Origin of the sequence: Pacificibacter marinus, from assembly GCF_900109555.1 — a bacterium.
GTDB lineage: Bacteria > Pseudomonadota > Alphaproteobacteria > Rhodobacterales > Rhodobacteraceae > Celeribacter > Celeribacter marinus_C.
Genome location: NZ_FNZV01000003.1, coordinates 28,827 through 46,948, shown reverse-complemented (window position 1 = coordinate 46,948; position 18,122 = coordinate 28,827). Strand labels below are relative to the sequence as shown.

The following is an 18,122-nucleotide window of genomic DNA, read 5'->3' as shown; positions in this document are numbered from 1 at the left end:
TCCTTACAGCGCGAGTTTGACGAGGGCGAAAAGCCCAACGGCGATGAGGGTGTATGACATCATGTTCACAGCGATGATTGTGAGCTTGCGTTTCAACCCGCCGACATAATCCTCGATGAGAACCTGTGCGCCGTTTTTAAAGTGAATAAGACCAACCACCAATGTGAGGCCTGCGATGATAGAGGGATAAGGTCTGCTGTAAGTCGCGAGAACTTCTTCGTATGTGCCGCCCAGCGCGTTGCCAAAAGACAAAACGAACAAGGGGACAAGGATCAACAGCGCAATAGACGATGTGATCATGTGCCAGTGATGCTCGGAGCCAGTTTTGGCAGCGCCAAGACCTACTGCGCGCTGGCGATCAGTGCGAAAAGACATATCTGTTCCCTTCCCTTATGTGACGATCATGGTGATGAACGTAAGAACAGTTGCGCCAATCAGCATGGCCCAACCGAGTTTCTCGGATGTCTCAACATTCAAACAGTAGCCAAAGTCCCATGCAAGGTGACGCAAGCCACCACCAAAGTGATACCAAAGCGCCCAAGTGGACCCAAGGAACACCAGATCACCGAACCAAGAGCGCAAAAATGCGTCAGCTGTGGCAAAGCATTCCGGCGACACGGCTGCGGCAACAAGCCACCAGACGATCATCAAAACGGCAACGATCAAAGCGTTGCCTGTGATGCGGACAAGAATAGATGACATCGAGGTCATCTGGGGACGATAGTACGTCCCAAACATAAAGGGCGACAGAGGACGGTTGCCTCGGTTCACATCAGCCATGGCGAATTCCTTTCACGAATGATGCGGTGATTGTTCTTTGATGTTGTAACAAGTTCTGGGCCAGAGTCATCCTTTGTGTGCGCTAACGAAAGGTGAATCTGGGGGCATTCCGTACAAAATGATCAAAAAAATGGCCTCTGTGATCACAAATATTTTGTCGTGATCACAAATTGAGGTCACAAATATTCTGACTTTTTTTGTAGGGTTTACACATATTTAGCGCCTCGCATCACAAGGTCATATGAAAACATCAGCACCGAAAACGTCATGCGCAAACCGCAAGGCGATCAATACATGCAGCCAGAACACACAGATATGCATGTCGTAAAAATCGGATTAAAGCGGCATGAACACCCAGTAGTCGAGATCCAAAAGCACATCAGGATGATACTTTCCGTCATCCCCTTTCAGCGCAAAATCAGGCGCGCCATGTTTGACCGCAACCAAGCGCAACCGCATAGTCCCCACTCCGGGCGCTCGCGTTTCAGCTTTGTCCAAAACCTCGGACCACGCCCGCACAGTATCGCCTGCAAAGCACGGATTGGCATGCGCGCCAGCGTTGATCGCCGCGATCATTTGCGCGTTGGCCAAACCATTAAAGGACAAAGCCCGCGCCAACGATATCACATGACCGCCATATATAAGTCGCTGGCCGTCTGGCCGATTGGTGCGATCAAAATGCACTTTAGCCGTATTTTGCCAAAGCCGCGTCGCCATCATGTGCTCGGCATCTTCAATCGTAACCCCGTCCACGTGATCTATTTTCTCGCCAATCTCATAGTCGGCCAAGCGATGCTCTTCGCCCGCAGCTGTGAAGTCATACCGCAGAAACTCTAAACCTTCGGGCACGGCCAGCGTGCTTGGGTCCACCACATCACTCAGTTTCGGGATCACAGTGTCCGGCGCGGGCGCATCCAAATTGGCTTTGCGCACCATTACCCAACGCACATACTCTAACACAGTCTCACCATGTTGATTGATGCCCTTGGTGCGCACCCAAACGACACCGGATTTGCCGTTTGAGTTTTGCTTTAATCCAATAACTTCGGACACAGACCGCAGTGTATCACCAGCAAATACAGGCTTCAAAAACCGCCCTTCGGCATAGCCCAAGTTCGCGATGGCATTAAGCGAAATATCAGGGACCGTTTTGCCAAACACCGTGTGAAAAGCGATCAGATCATCCATCGGCGCGGCCGCAAGCCCACAGCTTTCTGCGAACTCATCTGACGAATACAACGCGTGACGCGCAGGGTAGAGCGCATGATACAGTGCCCGTTCACCCCCTGACAAAGTGCGCGGCACAGCGTGCGCAATCACTTGGCCTACGGTGTAATCTTCAAAAAAGCGTCCCGAATTGGTCTTCATCTGTGCAAGCTCCCAAGTGCAAAGCCCCCGCGGTTACAGGGCCCCCAGTTTGATATCGCGCGAATAGTCACCATCCGCGTCTTTGGTCACAGCCTGAGCACATCGCATCGTCCCATTCGCTGCGTCATAGGCGTAGGCAGGATCTCCGTAGAGCTCCCATCCCTTGCTCAATGCCTCAGTCACCTTGTGGCAAAAGTCAGATGTGTCATCTGCGGTCAACAATCGGTACGCTTTCATCACATTACCCCCAAGGTGTTGCGCCAAGCGCCGCGTGAAGCCCCATAAGGATCACTGTGACAACAACAGCTATCAGCGATGTGGTGATCTCTTTCTTGGTCCCAACTGGCTGATAGACTGCCCGCTCGGCACCTGTGCGCTTCAAGACAATGACAGTCACAACAGCCCATACGATCATGCCGCCAAACAAAAGAATGTCTTCCAATGCGCCGTTCACCAACAAATGCGCCAAGGCCCAAACTTTAACAGCCGTCAGTTGCGGATTTTTCACCTTGGACGTGATCCAAGTTTTCGCACCAGAGGCCGCGAACAAATAAACTGCCAACAACATCAGTAGATTATTAATGCCGACAAGCGCTGCACTGCGGCCCCAAAAAACGGGCCCTTCGGCGCTGCGATAGCCCACGACCATTAAAACAATGGCCACAATACACAAGATCGCGACAATGCCCTTGCCCTTGTCCCCGAGTTTGGCCCGCGCATCTGGCGCAATGAATTTAAAAAAATGTGCGCCGCTCCACAGCAGCACCCCGAGAATGATAAGGATCATGGCTTACTCCATTGCTTTGATCGCACGCGCCTTTTCTAAAGTGGCCCGTGCCGTCACAATATGAAGATTTTCCACAATCTTACCATCGACAACTGCAACACCTTCGCCTTTTGCCTCAGATGCTTCAAACGCTGCGATCTGGCGTGTGGCCAAATCGATCTCATCTGCACTTGGGGCAAACGCTGCATTGGCAATGGCAAGCTGTGCGGGATGGATCAACGTTTTACCGTCAAAGCCCATATCGCGGCCCTGCTCACATTCAAATTGCAGCCCCGCATCGTCTTTAAAGGCGTTGTACACCCCATCCAGTGCCACCAAACCATACGCCCGCGCCGCCAGCAGTGCCAAATGCAGGCCGCCCATCATCGGCAAGCGATCTTGGCGAAACCGAGCATTCAATTCTTTGGCCAAATCATTGGTGCCCAGCACAAACCCCGCCATACGTGGATGTGCCGCTATTTCGGCCGCGTTCAGCAGACCCAGCGGTGTTTCCATCATCGCCCAAAGCGGCACATCTGGAATGGCCTCGGCAAGCGCATCAACCATGGCCGCACTTTCGACTTTGGGCAATAAAATACCGTCAATGCCAGTGCCGACAAAGGCCGCGACATCATCTGCGCCCCAAGCCGTATCAAACCCGTTCACCCGCACGATTTTCGCCCGTGCGCCGTAACCGCCAGCCGCGATCGCCGCTTTCAACGTGGCACGTGCCGCAATCTTTTCGTCGGGCACCACAGCGTCTTCAAGATCGAATAAAATCACATCGCACGCCAACCCCTTGGCCTTTTCCAATGCTCGTTCTTTGGCACCTGGAATATAAAGCGCAGAACGGTATGGGCGGGCTGCTGTCGACTGAGGAGAGGCTTGGGTCATTGATTCTTTCACTCCGAAATATTCTTGCGCAAAAGGGCACAAAAACGCACCATTACGCAAGTATAAAAATTCCGCAGCGCAGAAAGACGCCCGACTTAACATCACAATGACCGCAGCCAAGCGCCCCTAAACCATACCAAGCATACGATACGACACCCGACACAGCCAGCAGACCCATGTCCAATAAAGTACTCAAGGAAAATGTGACTGATTTAGGGTCCAGTTCTAAGTCAGCGCATCAAAGATAAGCTTGACGCCCGTCACAACGAGAAACACATATGTCAGGCCAAAAAACAGCTTTTCCGACATTTTCTTGTGTAGATATGCCCCAATAAAAACGCCTGCGATGGCTGCTGGGATCAACATCAGATCCGCGTGAAACGTCTCTTTGGAAAAAATTCCAACGGCGAAATATGGGATAAACTTAAGTAAATTGATGGCCCAGAACACAATCACACTGGTGGCTTGATACGTGGTTTTGTCCAGCTTTTGCGATAGCAAATAAACCGCAGCAGGCGGCCCGCCCGCATGGGAAATAAAGCTCGTAAACCCTGTCACAGTCCCCCAAAAGAACCCTGCGCACGGACTCATTTGTGCTTTTGGTGGTGCGATCAGCCCTCTGGATTTGGCCAGTTGATAGATCACAAATCCAACGGCCACGACCCCGATCAAGAACCGAAACACATCAGGATCAGCAAATCCGTACAGCGCCCCGCCCAGCAAAATCCCCGGCACAGCACCGATGATCAGCGTGCGCGCCACCCGCCAATCCCATTTACGCCAATAGACCTTGATCGCAGTGACATCCATGATCATCAACAAAGGCAACATCAGCCCGATTGCCTGCCCCGGCGTGAGAATCAGTGCCAAAAAAGGCGTCGCAGCAAAGGCCGCAGCAGAGCCAAATCCCCCCTTAGACATGCCGGCAAAGACCACTGCGGGGATCGCAAAGGCGAAAAAATATAAATCTAATGTCATGATATTTTCACTTATTTGAACTGATTTTGCAGCACGCTAGACCTACGTTTACGCTAACACCAGAAAAATTGACTGGCCCTCTGCACTGCAGCGCACTTGCGCGATGGCTCGCAAATGAGTACCCATGCCCCCAAATCTTACCAACTGTCCGGAGACACATTCCATGGCTAGACCCAAGATTGCCCTTATCGGCGCAGGCCAAATCGGCGGCACACTCGCGCACCTCGCAGCCCTCAAAGAACTCGGCGATGTTATTTTGCTCGATCTCAATGATGGCGCGGCCAAAGGCAAAGCGCTTGATATCGCAGAAGCTGGCCCCTCCGAGGGTTTCGACGCTGCCATGAGCGGCACATCAGATTACGCTGATATCGCAGGCGCAGACGTTTGCATCGTGACAGCCGGTGTTGCACGTAAACCTGGCATGTCCCGTGATGACCTTTTGGGCATCAACTTGAAAGTTATGAAATCCGTTGGCGAAGGCATCAAAGCTCACGCGCCTGATGCATTTGTCATCTGTATCACAAACCCGCTCGACGCGATGGTTTGGGCTTTGCAACAATTCTCTGGCCTGCCAACTGAAAAAGTTGTCGGTATGGCTGGCGTTCTCGATTCAGCGCGCTTCCGCCACTTCTTGGCTGAAGAATTCGGTGTGTCCATGAAAGACGTTACAGCGTTTGTTCTGGGCGGCCACGGCGACACAATGGTGCCATCTGTGCGCTACTCAACTGTTGGCGGCATCCCGCTTCCAGATCTCGTAGAAATGGGCTGGACCACACAAGACAAACTGGACGCAATCGTTCAGCGTACACGTGATGGCGGCGCAGAAATCGTTGGCTTGTTGAAAACAGGCTCCGCGTTCTACGCACCAGCGACATCCGCGATTGAGATGGCTGAAAGCTACCTGAAAGACCAAAAACGCGTATTGCCTTGTGCGGCATACTGCGATGGTCAATTCGGTCTCGATGGCTTCTATGTTGGCGTACCAACAGTGATCGGCGCAGCCGGCATCGAGCGCGTCATCGACATCAAAATGTCCAAAGAAGAGCAAGTTATGTTCGACAAATCTGTTGAAGCCGTCAAAGGCCTTGTTGCAGCTTGTAAAGAAATCGACAGCAACCTCGTCTAAGTCTTTCGACACCCAAAATATAATCGGCCCGTGCATTTGCGCGGGCCTTTTTTATGTCTCACCGATTGTGTTTTCCCTACGAGCCACGCAGTCTAATCGCCCCAATACGCCAAGCCTGCCATTTCAAAAAATTCCATATTTTCTGCCAAAAGGGCTGCATCAAACGACGCGGCACTCAGATCAAGCTCGGCACAACCGCGCAGATCGAAAGGTGTCGTATCAAACGCCAAAAATGCATTGTAGCGCTCGATTTGCGCAGCATTGACCGATTTTACCATCCGTACAAACCGCTTCATTTTGGCCCCGTCACTCGCGTTTTTGCGAATGAACAGCGCTTGATCCATCCGCCTGTGCGATCCCTTTCTGGGTGGTGTGCCAGACCTATGCGGCGCTTGGCGCGACCGCGGCCCATTTGGGGTTTCGTACCCTCGCTTGAGCATTTTTAAAATATAATGCAGCGGCGTTAAGCCATCAAAGTGATGCAAAATGGCAGTGCTGCTAGTCCGGTTTACCGGATCATGAGTACCTGTTTTAAACGCACGGTGGATGCCCAATTCCAAATCCGCACCAACGGGAGACATCGTTTTTCCGGAGCAATGCCCGCTTAACCCGTGCTTCAAATACATCCCGAATGGTTTAAATTTTTCACGGATCACATCATCATAAAGGGTCGTCGAAAACCGAAACCCACCATCGAACACCGTGGTCTGCCCCCATGAACTGTCAGACGATGTGTTTGGCTTTGCATCTGGGCACCAAACGCGTTCGTTGTTGCGAAGTTTAATCCCCAAATATGGGATCACAGCATCCTGTTGGGCGTCATGAAACAAGGCCAAACTCGCCTTAATCCTATCACCATTGTCTACAAATTCATCTGCATCACAATGCAAAAGCCAGTCGCATTGGGTATGGTGAAAGGCTATGTTGGCATTATGTTTTTGCCGCCTGATATGATATTCAGGCCTAAATCCGATTGATGACTTTTCCCAATATTGCGCATCGCACAGCGTCACAAAGCATCCCTTTAGTCCCTCGACCAAAGGCGCCAAACCCGGATGCGGACGATCAAGAAACAAGTGTACTTCACTGGCCCCAATCGCCAAATGATGCCGCACAAACGCCGCGACCAAAACGGCAGGCTCATCGACTGTGGCCACGACACCCCATGTCGGTTCAGTTCCACTCATATCGCCGCGCCTTTCGCTTATGATCGTCTTTTGTGATCCACCGCAAAACGCGACTAGAAAAGCCACAATCAGGCTTTTCTGAGTGTCATATATTTTGGTCTGATATTTCAAGTTATTTTTATCAAAGGCCAAAGCGCAGTCGACGTCTTGCGTGCTCATGGTCATGTTTGAGACAGCATTTGGGAGGCAGTTTGGACCCAAATACGTTTTGTAAATTCATCCCTGCGCGCAAGCCTGTGCTCATGTCTCGTCCTAAAATTTTACACGACACGGCGAACCGCATGCATTTTGGTGGCACCAAGATTTGGCCAAACGCACCACGCTTGGTATGTTCTAGAAATGGGAAAAATGAAAAACCCGAAAGCCTGTGTTGCGAATCCGTCAAGTACACAAGGCGATCCAAGCAAAGTTCATGCTTTACGATTTTTGTGATCACAGCATTCAGACGTGTGATCACAAAATGTCGAAAAAACGGCCTATCACTCATTTATAGGGAAAAAACTGTTCCTTAATCCTTATAGTGTGTGTCATGTCTTAAGAGAATAAAACTAAGGATGGGACACATTCATGAATATTCATGAGTATCAGGCGAAAGCATTGCTTCGCACATATGGCGCACCGGTTTCTGACGGACGTGCTGTTTTGAATGCAGCAGATGCCAAAGCGGCAGCTGGTGAACTTGACGGACCTCTTTGGGTTGTCAAAGCGCAGATCCACGCTGGTGGACGCGGCAAAGGCAAATTCGTTGAAGCGGAAGCTGGCGAAAAAGGCGGCGTGCGTTTGGCGTTTTCCGTTGAAGAAGCTGCACAGCACGCCAAGCAAATGCTTGGTCAAACTTTGGTCACGCACCAAACTGGCCCTGCTGGCAAACAAGTCAACCGCATCTACATCGAAGATGGGTCTGACATTGAAACAGAATTGTACTTGGCTCTGCTCGTAGATCGTCAAACATCTCGCGTGTCTTTCGTGTGCTCCACTGAGGGCGGCATGGATATCGAAGAAGTTGCAGCCAACACACCTGAGAAAATCTTGTCTTTCTCTGTTGACCCAGCTTGTGGTTACCAAGCATTCCACGGTCGTCGTGTTGCATTCGCTTTGGGCCTCAAAGGCGCGCAAGTGAAACAATGCGTTCAGTTGATGGGCAACCTCTACCGTGCTTTCGTTGAGAAAGACATGGAAATGCTCGAAATCAACCCACTGATCGTTCTAGAAAAAACACTTGATCTTAAAGTGCTCGACGCGAAAGTGTCTTTCGACGGCAACGCCATGTACCGCCACGCGGACATCGCAGAATTGCGCGACGAAACCGAAGAAGATCCAAAAGAACTCGCAGCGTCCAAGCACGACCTCAACTACATCGCTCTTGATGGCGAAATCGGTTGCATGGTGAACGGTGCTGGTCTTGCGATGGCTACTATGGACATCATCAAACTCTACGGCGCTGAGCCTGCGAACTTCCTTGATGTTGGTGGCGGTGCAACCAAAGAGAAAGTGACAGAAGCTTTCAAAATCATCACCTCTGATCCAAACGTCAAAGGCATCTTGGTCAACATCTTCGGCGGCATCATGCGGTGTGATGTGATCGCAGAAGGCGTGATCGCGGCTGTGAAAGAAGTTGGCTTGCAGGTGCCTCTCGTTGTGCGTCTTGAAGGCACAAACGTTGAGCTTGGCAAAGACATCATCAAGAACTCCGGTTTGAACGTGATTGCTGCTGACGACCTGAAAGACGGCGCGCAGAAAATCGTTAAAGCGGTGAAAGGATAATACCATGGCCATTCTCGTAGACGAAAACACCCGCGTTATCTGTCAGGGCCTCACTGGCTCACAAGGCACATTCCACTCAGAGCAAGCGATTGCTTACGGCACCAAAATGGTTGGCGGCGTAACACCCGGCAAAGGCGGCATGACCCACCTTGACCTGCCAGTGTTCAACTCTGTCCACGAAGCACGCCACGTGACAGAAGCAAATGCTTCTGTGATCTACGTGCCTCCCCCCTTTGCAGCCGATTCAATCCTTGAGGCGATCGACGCTGAAATGGAATTGATCATCTGTATCACTGAGGGCATCCCAGTTCTCGATATGATGAAAGTGAAACGCGCTTTGGAAGGCTCCAAATCACGTCTCATCGGACCAAACTGCCCAGGTGTTATCACACCTGACGCCTGTAAAATCGGCATCATGCCGGGCCACATCCACAACCGTGGGTCTGTTGGCGTTGTGTCCCGTTCAGGTACGCTCACATACGAAGCTGTGAAACAGACATCTGATCTGGGCCTTGGCCAATCCACAGCTGTGGGCATCGGCGGCGACCCCATCAAAGGGTCAGAGCACATCGACATCTTGGACATGTTCCTCAACGATGACGAAACGCAGTCCATCATCATGATCGGCGAAATCGGCGGCTCCGCAGAAGAAGAAGCAGCTGAATTCCTCGCAGAGCAGCGCAAAAAAGGCCGTTGGAAACCAACAGCTGGCTTTATCGCTGGTCGCACAGCTCCTCCCGGCCGTCGTATGGGCCACGCTGGCGCGATTGTTGCTGGTGGTAAAGGTGATGCGGAAAGCAAAATCGAAGCTATGAAATCCGCTGGTATCGTTGTGGCAGACAGCCCTGCGACACTCGGCGAAGCTGTTATGGCAGCAATCAAAGCCTAAGCATTGGCTTTGAGCCAAAATAGTGCCTGCGCCCCTCACTTAAGGGCGCAGGCTTACCCATATAAGATGGCACGCATTTACGTGTGAGCCAAACGATACCGAAACCCGCACCGATACCCAACCCAAGGTCACCCTCATGTCAGACCACAGCGACAACGACATCCTCCACGCCTCTTCCTTTATGCAAGGGCACAATGCGGAATACCTCGAACAGATGTATGCCCGCTACGCCACCGACCCATCTTCTGTGGATGCTGCTTGGGGAGAGTTTTTCAAAAGCTTGGGCGATGCACCGGCTGATGCACAAGCCGAAGCTGCTGGTCCTTCATGGGGTCGCGCCGATTGGCCTCCCGTGCCAAACGACGATCTAACAGCGGCCATGGATGGCCAATGGGCCGCAGAACCTGCCGCAGCCGAGAAAAAAATCAAAGCCAAAGCTGTTGAAAAAGGCGTTGAGGTCACTGACGACCAAATCAAACGCGCTGTGCTGGATTCCATCCGCGCGCTGATGATCATTCGCGCCTACCGTATTCGCGGCCACTTGATTGCCGATCTTGACCCGCTCAAGATGAAAGCCGAAACACCACACCCCGAGCTTGATCCAAAATCATACGGCTTCACAGATGCCGACATGGATCGCCCGATTTTCATCGACAATGTGCTTGGCCTGCAAATGGCCTCTATGCGTCAGATCATGGATATTGTGCAGCGCACATACTGTGGCACATTCGCGATGCAATACATGCACATTTCAGACCCAGAACAAGCGGGCTGGCTGAAAGAACGTATCGAAGGCTACGGCAAAGAAATCCAGTTCACACGTGAAGGCCGCAAAGCCATTTTGAACAAGCTGGTCGAAGCCGAAGGGTTTGAAAAATTCCTGCACGTCAAATACATGGGCACGAAACGTTTCGGTCTTGATGGCGGTGAGTCTTTGATCCCTGCGATGGAACAAATCATCAAACGCGGCGGTAATTTGGGCGTCAAAGAGATCATCATCGGCATGCCGCACCGCGGTCGCCTCAGCGTGCTGTCCAACGTGATGTCCAAACCGTTCCGCGCGATCTTCCACGAATTCCAAGGCGGGTCCTACAAACCCGAAGATGTCGACGGTTCTGGCGATGTGAAATACCACCTCGGCGCGTCTTCTGACCGTGAATTCGACGGCAACGAAGTGCACCTGTCCTTGACCGCGAACCCTTCGCACCTTGAGGCGGTGAATCCCGTTGTGCTTGGTAAAGTGCGTGCGAAAACTGACCAAAATAAAGATCCAGAGCGCACGTCTGTGATCCCAATATTGCTGCACGGCGATGCTGCATTTGCGGGCCAAGGTGTTGTGGCGGAATGTTTCGGTCTGTCTGGCTTGCGTGGTCACCGCACAGGCGGCACCATCCATATCGTTGTGAACAACCAAATCGGGTTTACAACAGCACCGCATTTCTCGCGCTCATCCCCTTACCCAACCGACAACGCATTGGTTGTTGAAGCGCCGATTTTTCACGTCAACGGCGACGATCCCGAAGCGGTTGTGCACGCGGCGAAAGTGGCGACTGAGTTCCGCCAGAAATTCCACAAAGACGTTGTCATCGACATCTTCTGTTACCGCCGCTTTGGTCACAACGAAGGCGACGAGCCGATGTTCACCAACCCGGCGATGTACACAACGATCAAACGCCACAAGACCACATTGCAACTCTACACAGAGCGCTTGGTCAAAGACGGCCTGATCCCAGAGGGCGAAATCGAAGACATGAAAGCCGCGTTCCAAGCGCATCTGAATGATGAGTTTGAAGCAGGCAAAAACTTTAAGCCAAACAAAGCTGACTGGCTTGATGGACGCTGGTCGCACATCAACAAAGAAGGCGAAGAGTATCAGCGCGGTCAAACGTCTATCTCAGCTGACACAATGGCCGAAGTTGGCAAATCGCTGTCACATAAACCCGATAACGTCACTGTCCACAAAACCGTGATACGCCAACTGGAAGCCAAATCCAAAATGTTCGCTGAGGGCAAAGGATTTGACTGGGCGACCGGCGAAGCTTTGGCATTCGGATCGCTTTTGACCGAAGGCTACCCTGTACGTCTGTCCGGCCAAGATTCCACACGCGGCACATTTTCGCACCGCCACTCGGCGCTGATCGACCAAAAAACCGAAGACCGCTACTACCCGCTCAACAACGTGCGCGAAGGTCAGGCCCAGTACGAAGTCATCGACTCCATGCTATCTGAATATGCGGTTCTGGGGTTTGAATACGGCTATTCATTGGCCGAGCCAAACTCACTGGTCATGTGGGAAGCACAGTTCGGCGATTTCGCCAACGGCGCGCAAATCATGTTCGACCAATTCATCTCATCCGGTGAAAGCAAATGGTTGCGCATGTCCGGTCTCGTGATGCTCTTGCCACACGGCTATGAAGGCCAAGGCCCAGAGCACTCCTCAGCCCGCCTCGAGCGTTTCTTGCAAATGTGTGGCCAAGACAACTGGATCGTGGCGAACTGTACAACACCGGCGAATTACTTCCACATCCTGCGCCGCCAAATCCACCGGTCTTTCCGCAAACCACTTGTTTTGATGACACCAAAATCGCTGTTGCGTCACAAACTTGCGACCTCGGTTGCTGCCGACTTCACCGAAGGCTCATCCTTCCACCGCGTTCTTTGGGATGACGCCGATGCAGGCCACCGCACCGGAAAATCCGACATCACGCTCAAAACCGACGACAAAATCAAACGCGTCGTGATCTGTTCAGGCAAAGTCTACTACGACCTGTTAGAAGCGCGCGATGCCGCTGGAAAAGACGACACCTACATCTTGCGTCTTGAACAATTCTACCCATTCCCAGCCCTGTCCATGGTCAAAGAATTGGAACGCTTCAAAGGTGCCGAAGTTGTTTGGTGCCAAGAAGAGCCCAAAAACCAAGGCGGCTGGACCTTTGTCGAGCCAAACATCGAATGGGTGCTCACACGCATCAAATCCAAACACACGCGTCCGGTCTATGCCGGCCGCGCCGCCTCCGCGTCGCCCGCCACTGGCCTCGCATCCCAACACAAAGCACAACAACTGGCGCTCGTGAACGACGCGCTGAATATCGAAGGGTAATCCCATGTCTGTTGAAGTCCGCGTTCCAACCCTAGGCGAAAGCGTCACCGAGGCCACTGTTGCAACTTGGTTCAAAAAACCAGGCGATGCCGTTGCCGTTGATGAAATGCTTTGCGAACTCGAAACCGATAAAGTGACTGTCGAAGTGCCCTCACCTGCTGCGGGCACACTCGGCGAAATCATCGTCGCCGAAGGTGAAACAGTTGGCGTTGATGCCCTGCTCGCCACCTTGAACGCTGGTTCAGGCGAAGCACCTGCACCAGCCGCATCTGCCCCGACCCAAGCCCCTGCCACTGGCGGCGCTGATGTTGACGTTATGGTGCCAACGCTTGGCGAATCCGTGACCGAGGCCACAGTGGCCACATGGTTCAAAGCCGTGGGTGACACAGTCGCGCAAGACGAAATGCTGTGCGAACTTGAAACCGACAAAGTCTCTGTCGAAGTGCCCTCCCCTGCGGCTGGCACATTGACTGCAATCGTCGCGGCCGAGGGCGCAACTGTTGATGCCTCTGCCAAACTTGCGGTCATCTCATCTGGCTCAGGCGCATCTGCTGCCGCGCCTGCCGCTGCTGCAACTGCAGCCCCCGCCGCATCCACAGGCAAAGACATTGAAAACGCCCCATCAGCCAACAAACTGATGGCTGAAAACGGTGTCGATGCCGCGTCTGTTTCAGGCACAGGCAAAGATGGTCGCATCATGAAAGACGATGTGCTCAAAGCGATGGCTGCCCCGAAAGCAGCCCCCGCAGCCGCTGCCGCCCCGCGTGCCGCATCAGCACCTCAAGATGCTGCCCGCGAAGAGCGTGTAAAAATGACCAAACTGCGCCAGACGATTGCGCGCCGTTTGAAAGAATCGCAAAACACTGCCGCGATGCTGACCACCTACAACGAAGTCGACATGACCGAAGTCATGGCGCTGCGGAATGAATACAAAGACCTGTTCTTGAAAAAACACGGCGTGAAATTGGGCTTTATGTCCTTCTTCACCAAAGCTTGTATTCACGCTTTGAACGAAGTGCCCGAAGTGAACGCCGAAATTGACGGCACAGATGTGGTTTACAAAAACTACGTTAACATGGGCATCGCCGCTGGCACACCTCAGGGGCTTGTTGTTCCTGTGATCCGTGACGCCGATCAGATGTCTTTCGCGGGTATTGAAAAAGCGATCGCTGAAAAAGGTGCACGTGCGCGTGACGGCAAACTGTCTATGGCAGAAATGCAAGGCGGGACATTCACCATCTCTAACGGTGGAGTTTACGGGTCGTTGATGTCTTCACCGATCTTGAACCCTCCACAGTCCGGCATCCTCGGCATGCACAAAATCCAAGACCGCCCCATGGCGATCAAAGGTCAAGTTGTGATCCGCCCGATGATGTACCTTGCCCTGTCCTACGATCACCGCATCGTTGACGGCAAAGGTGCCGTGACCTTCCTCGTGCGCGTCAAAGAAGCGCTGGAAGATCCACGTCGTTTGTTGATGGATCTGTAAGACAACACACTCCAGTTTTAGGGGGCCGTTCGCGGCCTCCTATCCATCCATGCGATCAACACCGCGCCAGAGACCGCCTAGAGCAAAAGCGCGACAGTCATCGCCTAGAATTCCAACTAAAATAGATGACATACAGATAACCGACACATAGCAGACCCTGCGCAGACCAAGTGCCGATTGTTATCAGACCGCAAAAAAAGACCAAGGAGAGCCGAAAGGTGGACGTGTTTAGGCAACCCCATGCCCCTCAAGATTTCGAGGGAGCGTTCAAGAGTTTTGAGAAAGAGCGCGCCATGCGCCTCACGACTCAAGCGCTATTGTCTAATGCTTACGGCGGCTTTTCCGAAGACCCCGCAATTGCACCATTCATGCCTGTCGAGCGTAAAATCGTCGAGGCACCTCAAGGCACAATCATCAGTCTTGGCAGTCTTTTAAACGGCCCCGCGGCCCCCAAACGCGAATTCTCCCGCGTTCTGGAAAGCGCGCAAATGAACCAAGTTTTTCTCAAGGACTACGAACAAGTCTGGTATCAACGCGGCCTCTTGGGTATCACCGAAAACCGTGCTGAAACAGTCACATGGATGGGTGATTTTCTCAAAGATATGCCACGTCCATGGCACTTCATTGGTGCCAGTGCGGGCGGCTATATGGCGCTGTATCTTGGGCATCAACTTAAAGCTGACGGCATCGTCACATTTGGTGCGCAAACCCTAGTAAACAGGCGATCTGTTGTGAAATTCGCGGGGCAGAAACCTTGGGAAATTGGTTTTGATCTCAATGATCCCAGCAACGATCTGTTGCCCCTATTGCGCGATGAACCTTTCGCGGGAAAAGCCGAACTTCACTACGCCGAACACAATCCCTTCGACACTCAGCAAATGCAGCGCGTCGAAGACTGTTCGAACGTCATGCTTGTTCCGCATGATTACAAAAGGCATCCCGTCGCCTTTCACCTGCGCGAGATTGGCGAATTATCCAATGTATTGAACCGAGCCTTCGGGGTTGATACACCAACTTCAACACAGGCAAACGCCCAATAGGGCTTGTCACAGTCACAACAAGAATTGAGGACCCCAATGGCTTCTTACGACGTAATCATCATCGGTGCAGGCCCTGGCGGCTATGTGTCCGCAATTCGCTGTTCACAACTCGGCCTGAAAACGGCAGTTGTTGAAGGCCGCGACACCCTTGGCGGGACATGCCTCAACGTGGGCTGTATCCCCTCCAAAGCGCTGCTCAACGCGACGCATCACTTGCATGAAGCAGAGCACAACTTTGCGAAAATGGGTCTCAAAGGCAAATCGCCATCCGTCGACTGGCCCCAGATGAAAGCCTACAAAGATGACGTTGTTGGCCAAAACACCGGCGGCATCGAATTCTTGTTTAAAAAGAACAAGATCGACTGGATCAAAGGCTGGGCTTCGATCCCTGTTGCGGGCAAAGTCAAAGTAGGCGACGACATCCATGACGCGAAAAATATCGTTATCGCATCAGGTTCCGTTCCTTCATCGCTGCCAGGCATCACAGTGGACAATGACGCAGGCGTTGTGGTCGACAGCACAGGCGCGCTTGAGTTGCCGAAAGTGCCAAAGAAAATGACCGTGATCGGCGCAGGCGTCATCGGGCTTGAGCTTGGTTCAGTCTACGCACGCTTGGGCACAGAGGTGACCGTCGTCGAATACATGGATGCCATCACCCCAGGCATGGACGCAGATGTTCAACGCGCGTTCAAAAGGCTGCTTGAAAAACAGGGCCTTACTTTCATTATGGGCGCTGCAGTTCAAGGCGTGGAAGCCACGAAATCCAAAGCGAAAGTGTCGTACAAACTCAAGAAAGACGAGTCAGAGCACGTTCTTGACGCAGATGTTGTCTTGGTCGCGACAGGCCGCAAAGCCTTTACTGACGGCTTGGGTTTGGCTGAGGTTGGCGTTGAATTCACAGAGCGCGGTCAGGTCAAAACCGACGCGCATTGGGCAACCAATGTGGCGGGCATTTACGCCATTGGTGACGCGATCGTCGGGCCAATGTTGGCGCACAAAGCCGAAGACGAAGGTATGGCCGTCGCAGAAGTTCTTGCAGGCAAACATGGCCACGTGAACTACGACGTGATCCCAGGTGTGATCTACACATCGCCAGAGGTCGCAACCGTCGGCAAAACCGAAGCGCAGTTGAAAGCGGAAGGCCGCAAAGTCAAAGTCGGCAAGTTTTCCTTTATGGGCAACGCGCGGGCCAAAGCTGTGTTCCAAGGCGAGGGTTTCGTGAAACTTATCGCTGACGCGGACACAGATCGTCTGCTTGGCGCAGCGATCATCGGGCCATCAGCGGGCGACATGATCCACGAGATTTGTGTGGCTATGGAATATGGTGGATCTGCCCAAGACGTGGCGATGACATGTCACGCACACCCGACTTATTCCGAAGCTGTACGCGAAGCAGCGCTTGCGCTTGGTGATGGTCCAATCCACGCGTAAACTCTTGGTTATATTCATAGAAAAAGGCACCTCATTTTGGGGTGCCTTTTTTGTTTCTGTGCTTACAATGCCGTGTTGTGTCACGGCAGTTGCGAAATTTCCTGCATCCGCGCCGCATGTTCTTTGCGCAGCTCTTTGCGTAATTCCGCAGCGCGCCAACGCCTGCGATCAAGTTCGGTCATCGGCTGAAACTGCGGTGCAGCAACAGGTTTGCCGTCATCATCCACAGCAATCATGGTGAAATAACAACTGTTGGTGTGGCGCACTTGACGGGTGCGAATATTTTCCGCTTCGACCCGCATGCCAATTTCCATCGAACTGCGCCCCACATGATTTACAGAGGCACGAAAATGCACCAATTCGCCCACATGTATGGGCTCTTTGAACACCACCTGATCCACCGACAAGGTCACTGCATATTTTGCCGAATAGCGAGACGCACAGGAAAAGGCGACCAAATCGAGAATTTTAAGCAAAGCACCGCCATGCACTTTGCCTGAAAAGTTGGCCATTTCAGGGGTCATAAGTTCAGTCATTTCAAGAAAGCGTGCGTTGTCCATGGGGTCTCATTTTACCTAGGGGGTATCGGTTTAGGGCGAAAAATTTAGGGCTAAACGACAAGCAGCCGCAGCCCTTGGGTCACATCAGAGCGCAGCGCAAGGCGCAAACTGGGTTCATCCCCCGCGCGCAACGCAGACACAATAAGCCGGTGATTGTGCGGCACTTCAGTACGATTGAGCCGTGCATACAGCGCGCGCATAGTCGGCCCCAATTGCAGCCAAACAGTTTCAGTTAGGGCCAGCATCGCAGGCGCTTGGGCGCGTAGATATAGGGTCCGATGAAATTCGAGATTGGTGCGAATGTACCCCACATCATCGTGTTTGGCAGCGCATTCCGCAATAGTAGCGTTGATGGCTTGTAGCCGGTCTATCAGTGCAAGGTGCGCGCGAGGTAAAGCGCGCGAGGCCAGCTCTGGCTCTAAAAGCGCCCGCAAGGATGCCAGTTCTTCGATACGTTCACTTGACAGTTCTGGCGTTGCGACACGGCCAGAAGACGACAAAGACAAGCCTCCCTCTGCAACAAGGCGCCGCACAGCTTCGCGCGCAGGCGTCATAGACACACCAAAAGTTTTACCAATCCCACGCAGGGTCATGGACTGTCCGGGGCGAAACTCACCATGCATGATTTGCGTGCGCAACGTCCGGTACACACGATCATGGGCAGAGGTCGCGGTATCCCCCACTTTGGGTGGTTGATGTATGGGGGTCTGTGGTATCATGGCGCTAATGTGATCACAAAAATAGGAAAGG

The 18,122-nt window shown here is 52.6% G+C and carries 17 protein-coding genes; 7 read left to right on the top strand and 10 right to left on the bottom strand.

What is annotated here, in order from left to right; genetic code table 11:
- Positions 1 to 3: 3 nt before the first annotated feature.
- From sdhD to BM025_RS05150, 7 genes are all read right to left on the bottom strand, one after another.
- Positions 4 to 375, bottom strand: coding sequence for a succinate dehydrogenase, hydrophobic membrane anchor protein (sdhD, locus tag BM025_RS05180; RefSeq protein WP_085848486.1), 372 nt, complete (start codon positions 373 to 375; stop codon positions 4 to 6).
- A 15-nt stretch (positions 376 to 390) separates the two neighbouring features.
- Entirely contained in the window at positions 391 to 780 is a 390-nt protein-coding gene (gene sdhC, locus BM025_RS05175) for a succinate dehydrogenase, cytochrome b556 subunit (RefSeq protein WP_085848485.1), read from the bottom strand.
- Between the two features lie 336 nt (positions 781 to 1,116).
- Positions 1,117 to 2,148 (bottom strand): MaoC family dehydratase, encoded by a 1,032-nt coding sequence (locus tag BM025_RS05170; protein WP_085848484.1) that lies wholly within the window; start codon positions 2,146 to 2,148, stop codon positions 1,117 to 1,119.
- A 33-nt stretch (positions 2,149 to 2,181) separates the two neighbouring features.
- Positions 2,182 to 2,385: a DUF1737 domain-containing protein gene (locus BM025_RS05165; RefSeq protein WP_085848483.1), complete on the bottom strand. Its 204-nt coding sequence runs from the start codon at positions 2,383 to 2,385 to the stop codon at positions 2,182 to 2,184.
- Between the two features lie 4 nt (positions 2,386 to 2,389).
- Entirely contained in the window at positions 2,390 to 2,935 is a 546-nt protein-coding gene (locus BM025_RS05160; protein WP_085848482.1) for an NnrU family protein, read from the bottom strand.
- 3 nt (positions 2,936 to 2,938) lie between these two features.
- The gene (locus BM025_RS05155; RefSeq protein ID WP_085848944.1) at positions 2,939 to 3,808 is read right to left on the bottom strand and encodes an HpcH/HpaI aldolase/citrate lyase family protein; all 870 of its coding nucleotides are present in this window, start codon (positions 3,806 to 3,808) and stop codon (positions 2,939 to 2,941) included.
- A gap of 225 nt (positions 3,809 to 4,033) precedes the next feature.
- The gene (locus BM025_RS05150) at positions 4,034 to 4,786 is read right to left on the bottom strand and encodes a sulfite exporter TauE/SafE family protein (RefSeq protein ID WP_170842124.1); all 753 of its coding nucleotides are present in this window, start codon (positions 4,784 to 4,786) and stop codon (positions 4,034 to 4,036) included.
- 163 nt (positions 4,787 to 4,949) lie between these two features.
- Between BM025_RS05150 and mdh the strand changes: the two genes are divergently transcribed.
- Positions 4,950 to 5,912: a malate dehydrogenase gene (gene mdh, locus BM025_RS05145; protein ID WP_085848480.1), complete on the top strand. Its 963-nt coding sequence runs from the start codon at positions 4,950 to 4,952 to the stop codon at positions 5,910 to 5,912.
- Positions 5,913 to 6,004: 92 nt separating this feature from the next.
- On the opposite strand, the gene BM025_RS05140 is transcribed toward mdh, so the two are convergent.
- On the bottom strand, positions 6,005 to 7,099 hold the full coding sequence (locus BM025_RS05140; RefSeq protein WP_170842123.1) for a glycosyltransferase family 2 protein: 1,095 nt from the start codon (positions 7,097 to 7,099) through the stop codon (positions 6,005 to 6,007).
- Between the two features lie 567 nt (positions 7,100 to 7,666).
- On the opposite strand from BM025_RS05140, the gene sucC reads away from it, so the two are divergent.
- The 6 genes from sucC to lpdA all read left to right on the top strand — a co-directional run bounded on the left by sucC (position 7,667) and on the right by lpdA (position 16,812).
- Positions 7,667 to 8,863, top strand: a complete 1,197-nt coding sequence (gene sucC, locus BM025_RS05130; RefSeq protein ID WP_085848477.1) for an ADP-forming succinate--CoA ligase subunit beta — start codon at positions 7,667 to 7,669, stop codon at positions 8,861 to 8,863.
- Positions 8,864 to 8,867: 4 nt separating this feature from the next.
- Positions 8,868 to 9,752 carry a succinate--CoA ligase subunit alpha gene (gene sucD / locus BM025_RS05125; RefSeq protein ID WP_085848476.1) on the top strand — a complete coding sequence of 295 codons (885 nt, stop codon included), beginning with the start codon at positions 8,868 to 8,870 and terminating at the stop codon, positions 9,750 to 9,752.
- Between the two features lie 136 nt (positions 9,753 to 9,888).
- The gene (locus tag BM025_RS05120) at positions 9,889 to 12,852 is read left to right on the top strand and encodes a 2-oxoglutarate dehydrogenase E1 component (RefSeq protein ID WP_085848475.1); all 2,964 of its coding nucleotides are present in this window, start codon (positions 9,889 to 9,891) and stop codon (positions 12,850 to 12,852) included.
- 4 nt (positions 12,853 to 12,856) lie between these two features.
- A complete protein-coding gene (gene odhB, locus BM025_RS05115; RefSeq protein WP_085848474.1) occupies positions 12,857 to 14,341 on the top strand; it encodes a 2-oxoglutarate dehydrogenase complex dihydrolipoyllysine-residue succinyltransferase in 1,485 nt (494 codons plus the stop codon).
- Between the two features lie 293 nt (positions 14,342 to 14,634).
- A complete protein-coding gene (locus BM025_RS05110; protein WP_085848473.1) occupies positions 14,635 to 15,381 on the top strand; it encodes a hypothetical protein in 747 nt (248 codons plus the stop codon).
- Between the two features lie 36 nt (positions 15,382 to 15,417).
- Positions 15,418 to 16,812 (top strand): dihydrolipoyl dehydrogenase, encoded by a 1,395-nt coding sequence (gene lpdA, locus BM025_RS05105; protein WP_085848472.1) that lies wholly within the window; start codon positions 15,418 to 15,420, stop codon positions 16,810 to 16,812.
- 80 nt (positions 16,813 to 16,892) lie between these two features.
- Here the strand turns inward: lpdA and BM025_RS05100 are convergent, their stop codons facing one another.
- On the bottom strand, positions 16,893 to 17,372 hold the full coding sequence (locus BM025_RS05100) for an acyl-CoA thioesterase (protein ID WP_085848471.1): 480 nt from the start codon (positions 17,370 to 17,372) through the stop codon (positions 16,893 to 16,895).
- A gap of 50 nt (positions 17,373 to 17,422) precedes the next feature.
- Positions 17,423 to 18,091 (bottom strand): GntR family transcriptional regulator, encoded by a 669-nt coding sequence (locus BM025_RS05095; protein WP_085848942.1) that lies wholly within the window; start codon positions 18,089 to 18,091, stop codon positions 17,423 to 17,425.
- Positions 18,092 to 18,122 lie beyond the last annotated feature (31 nt).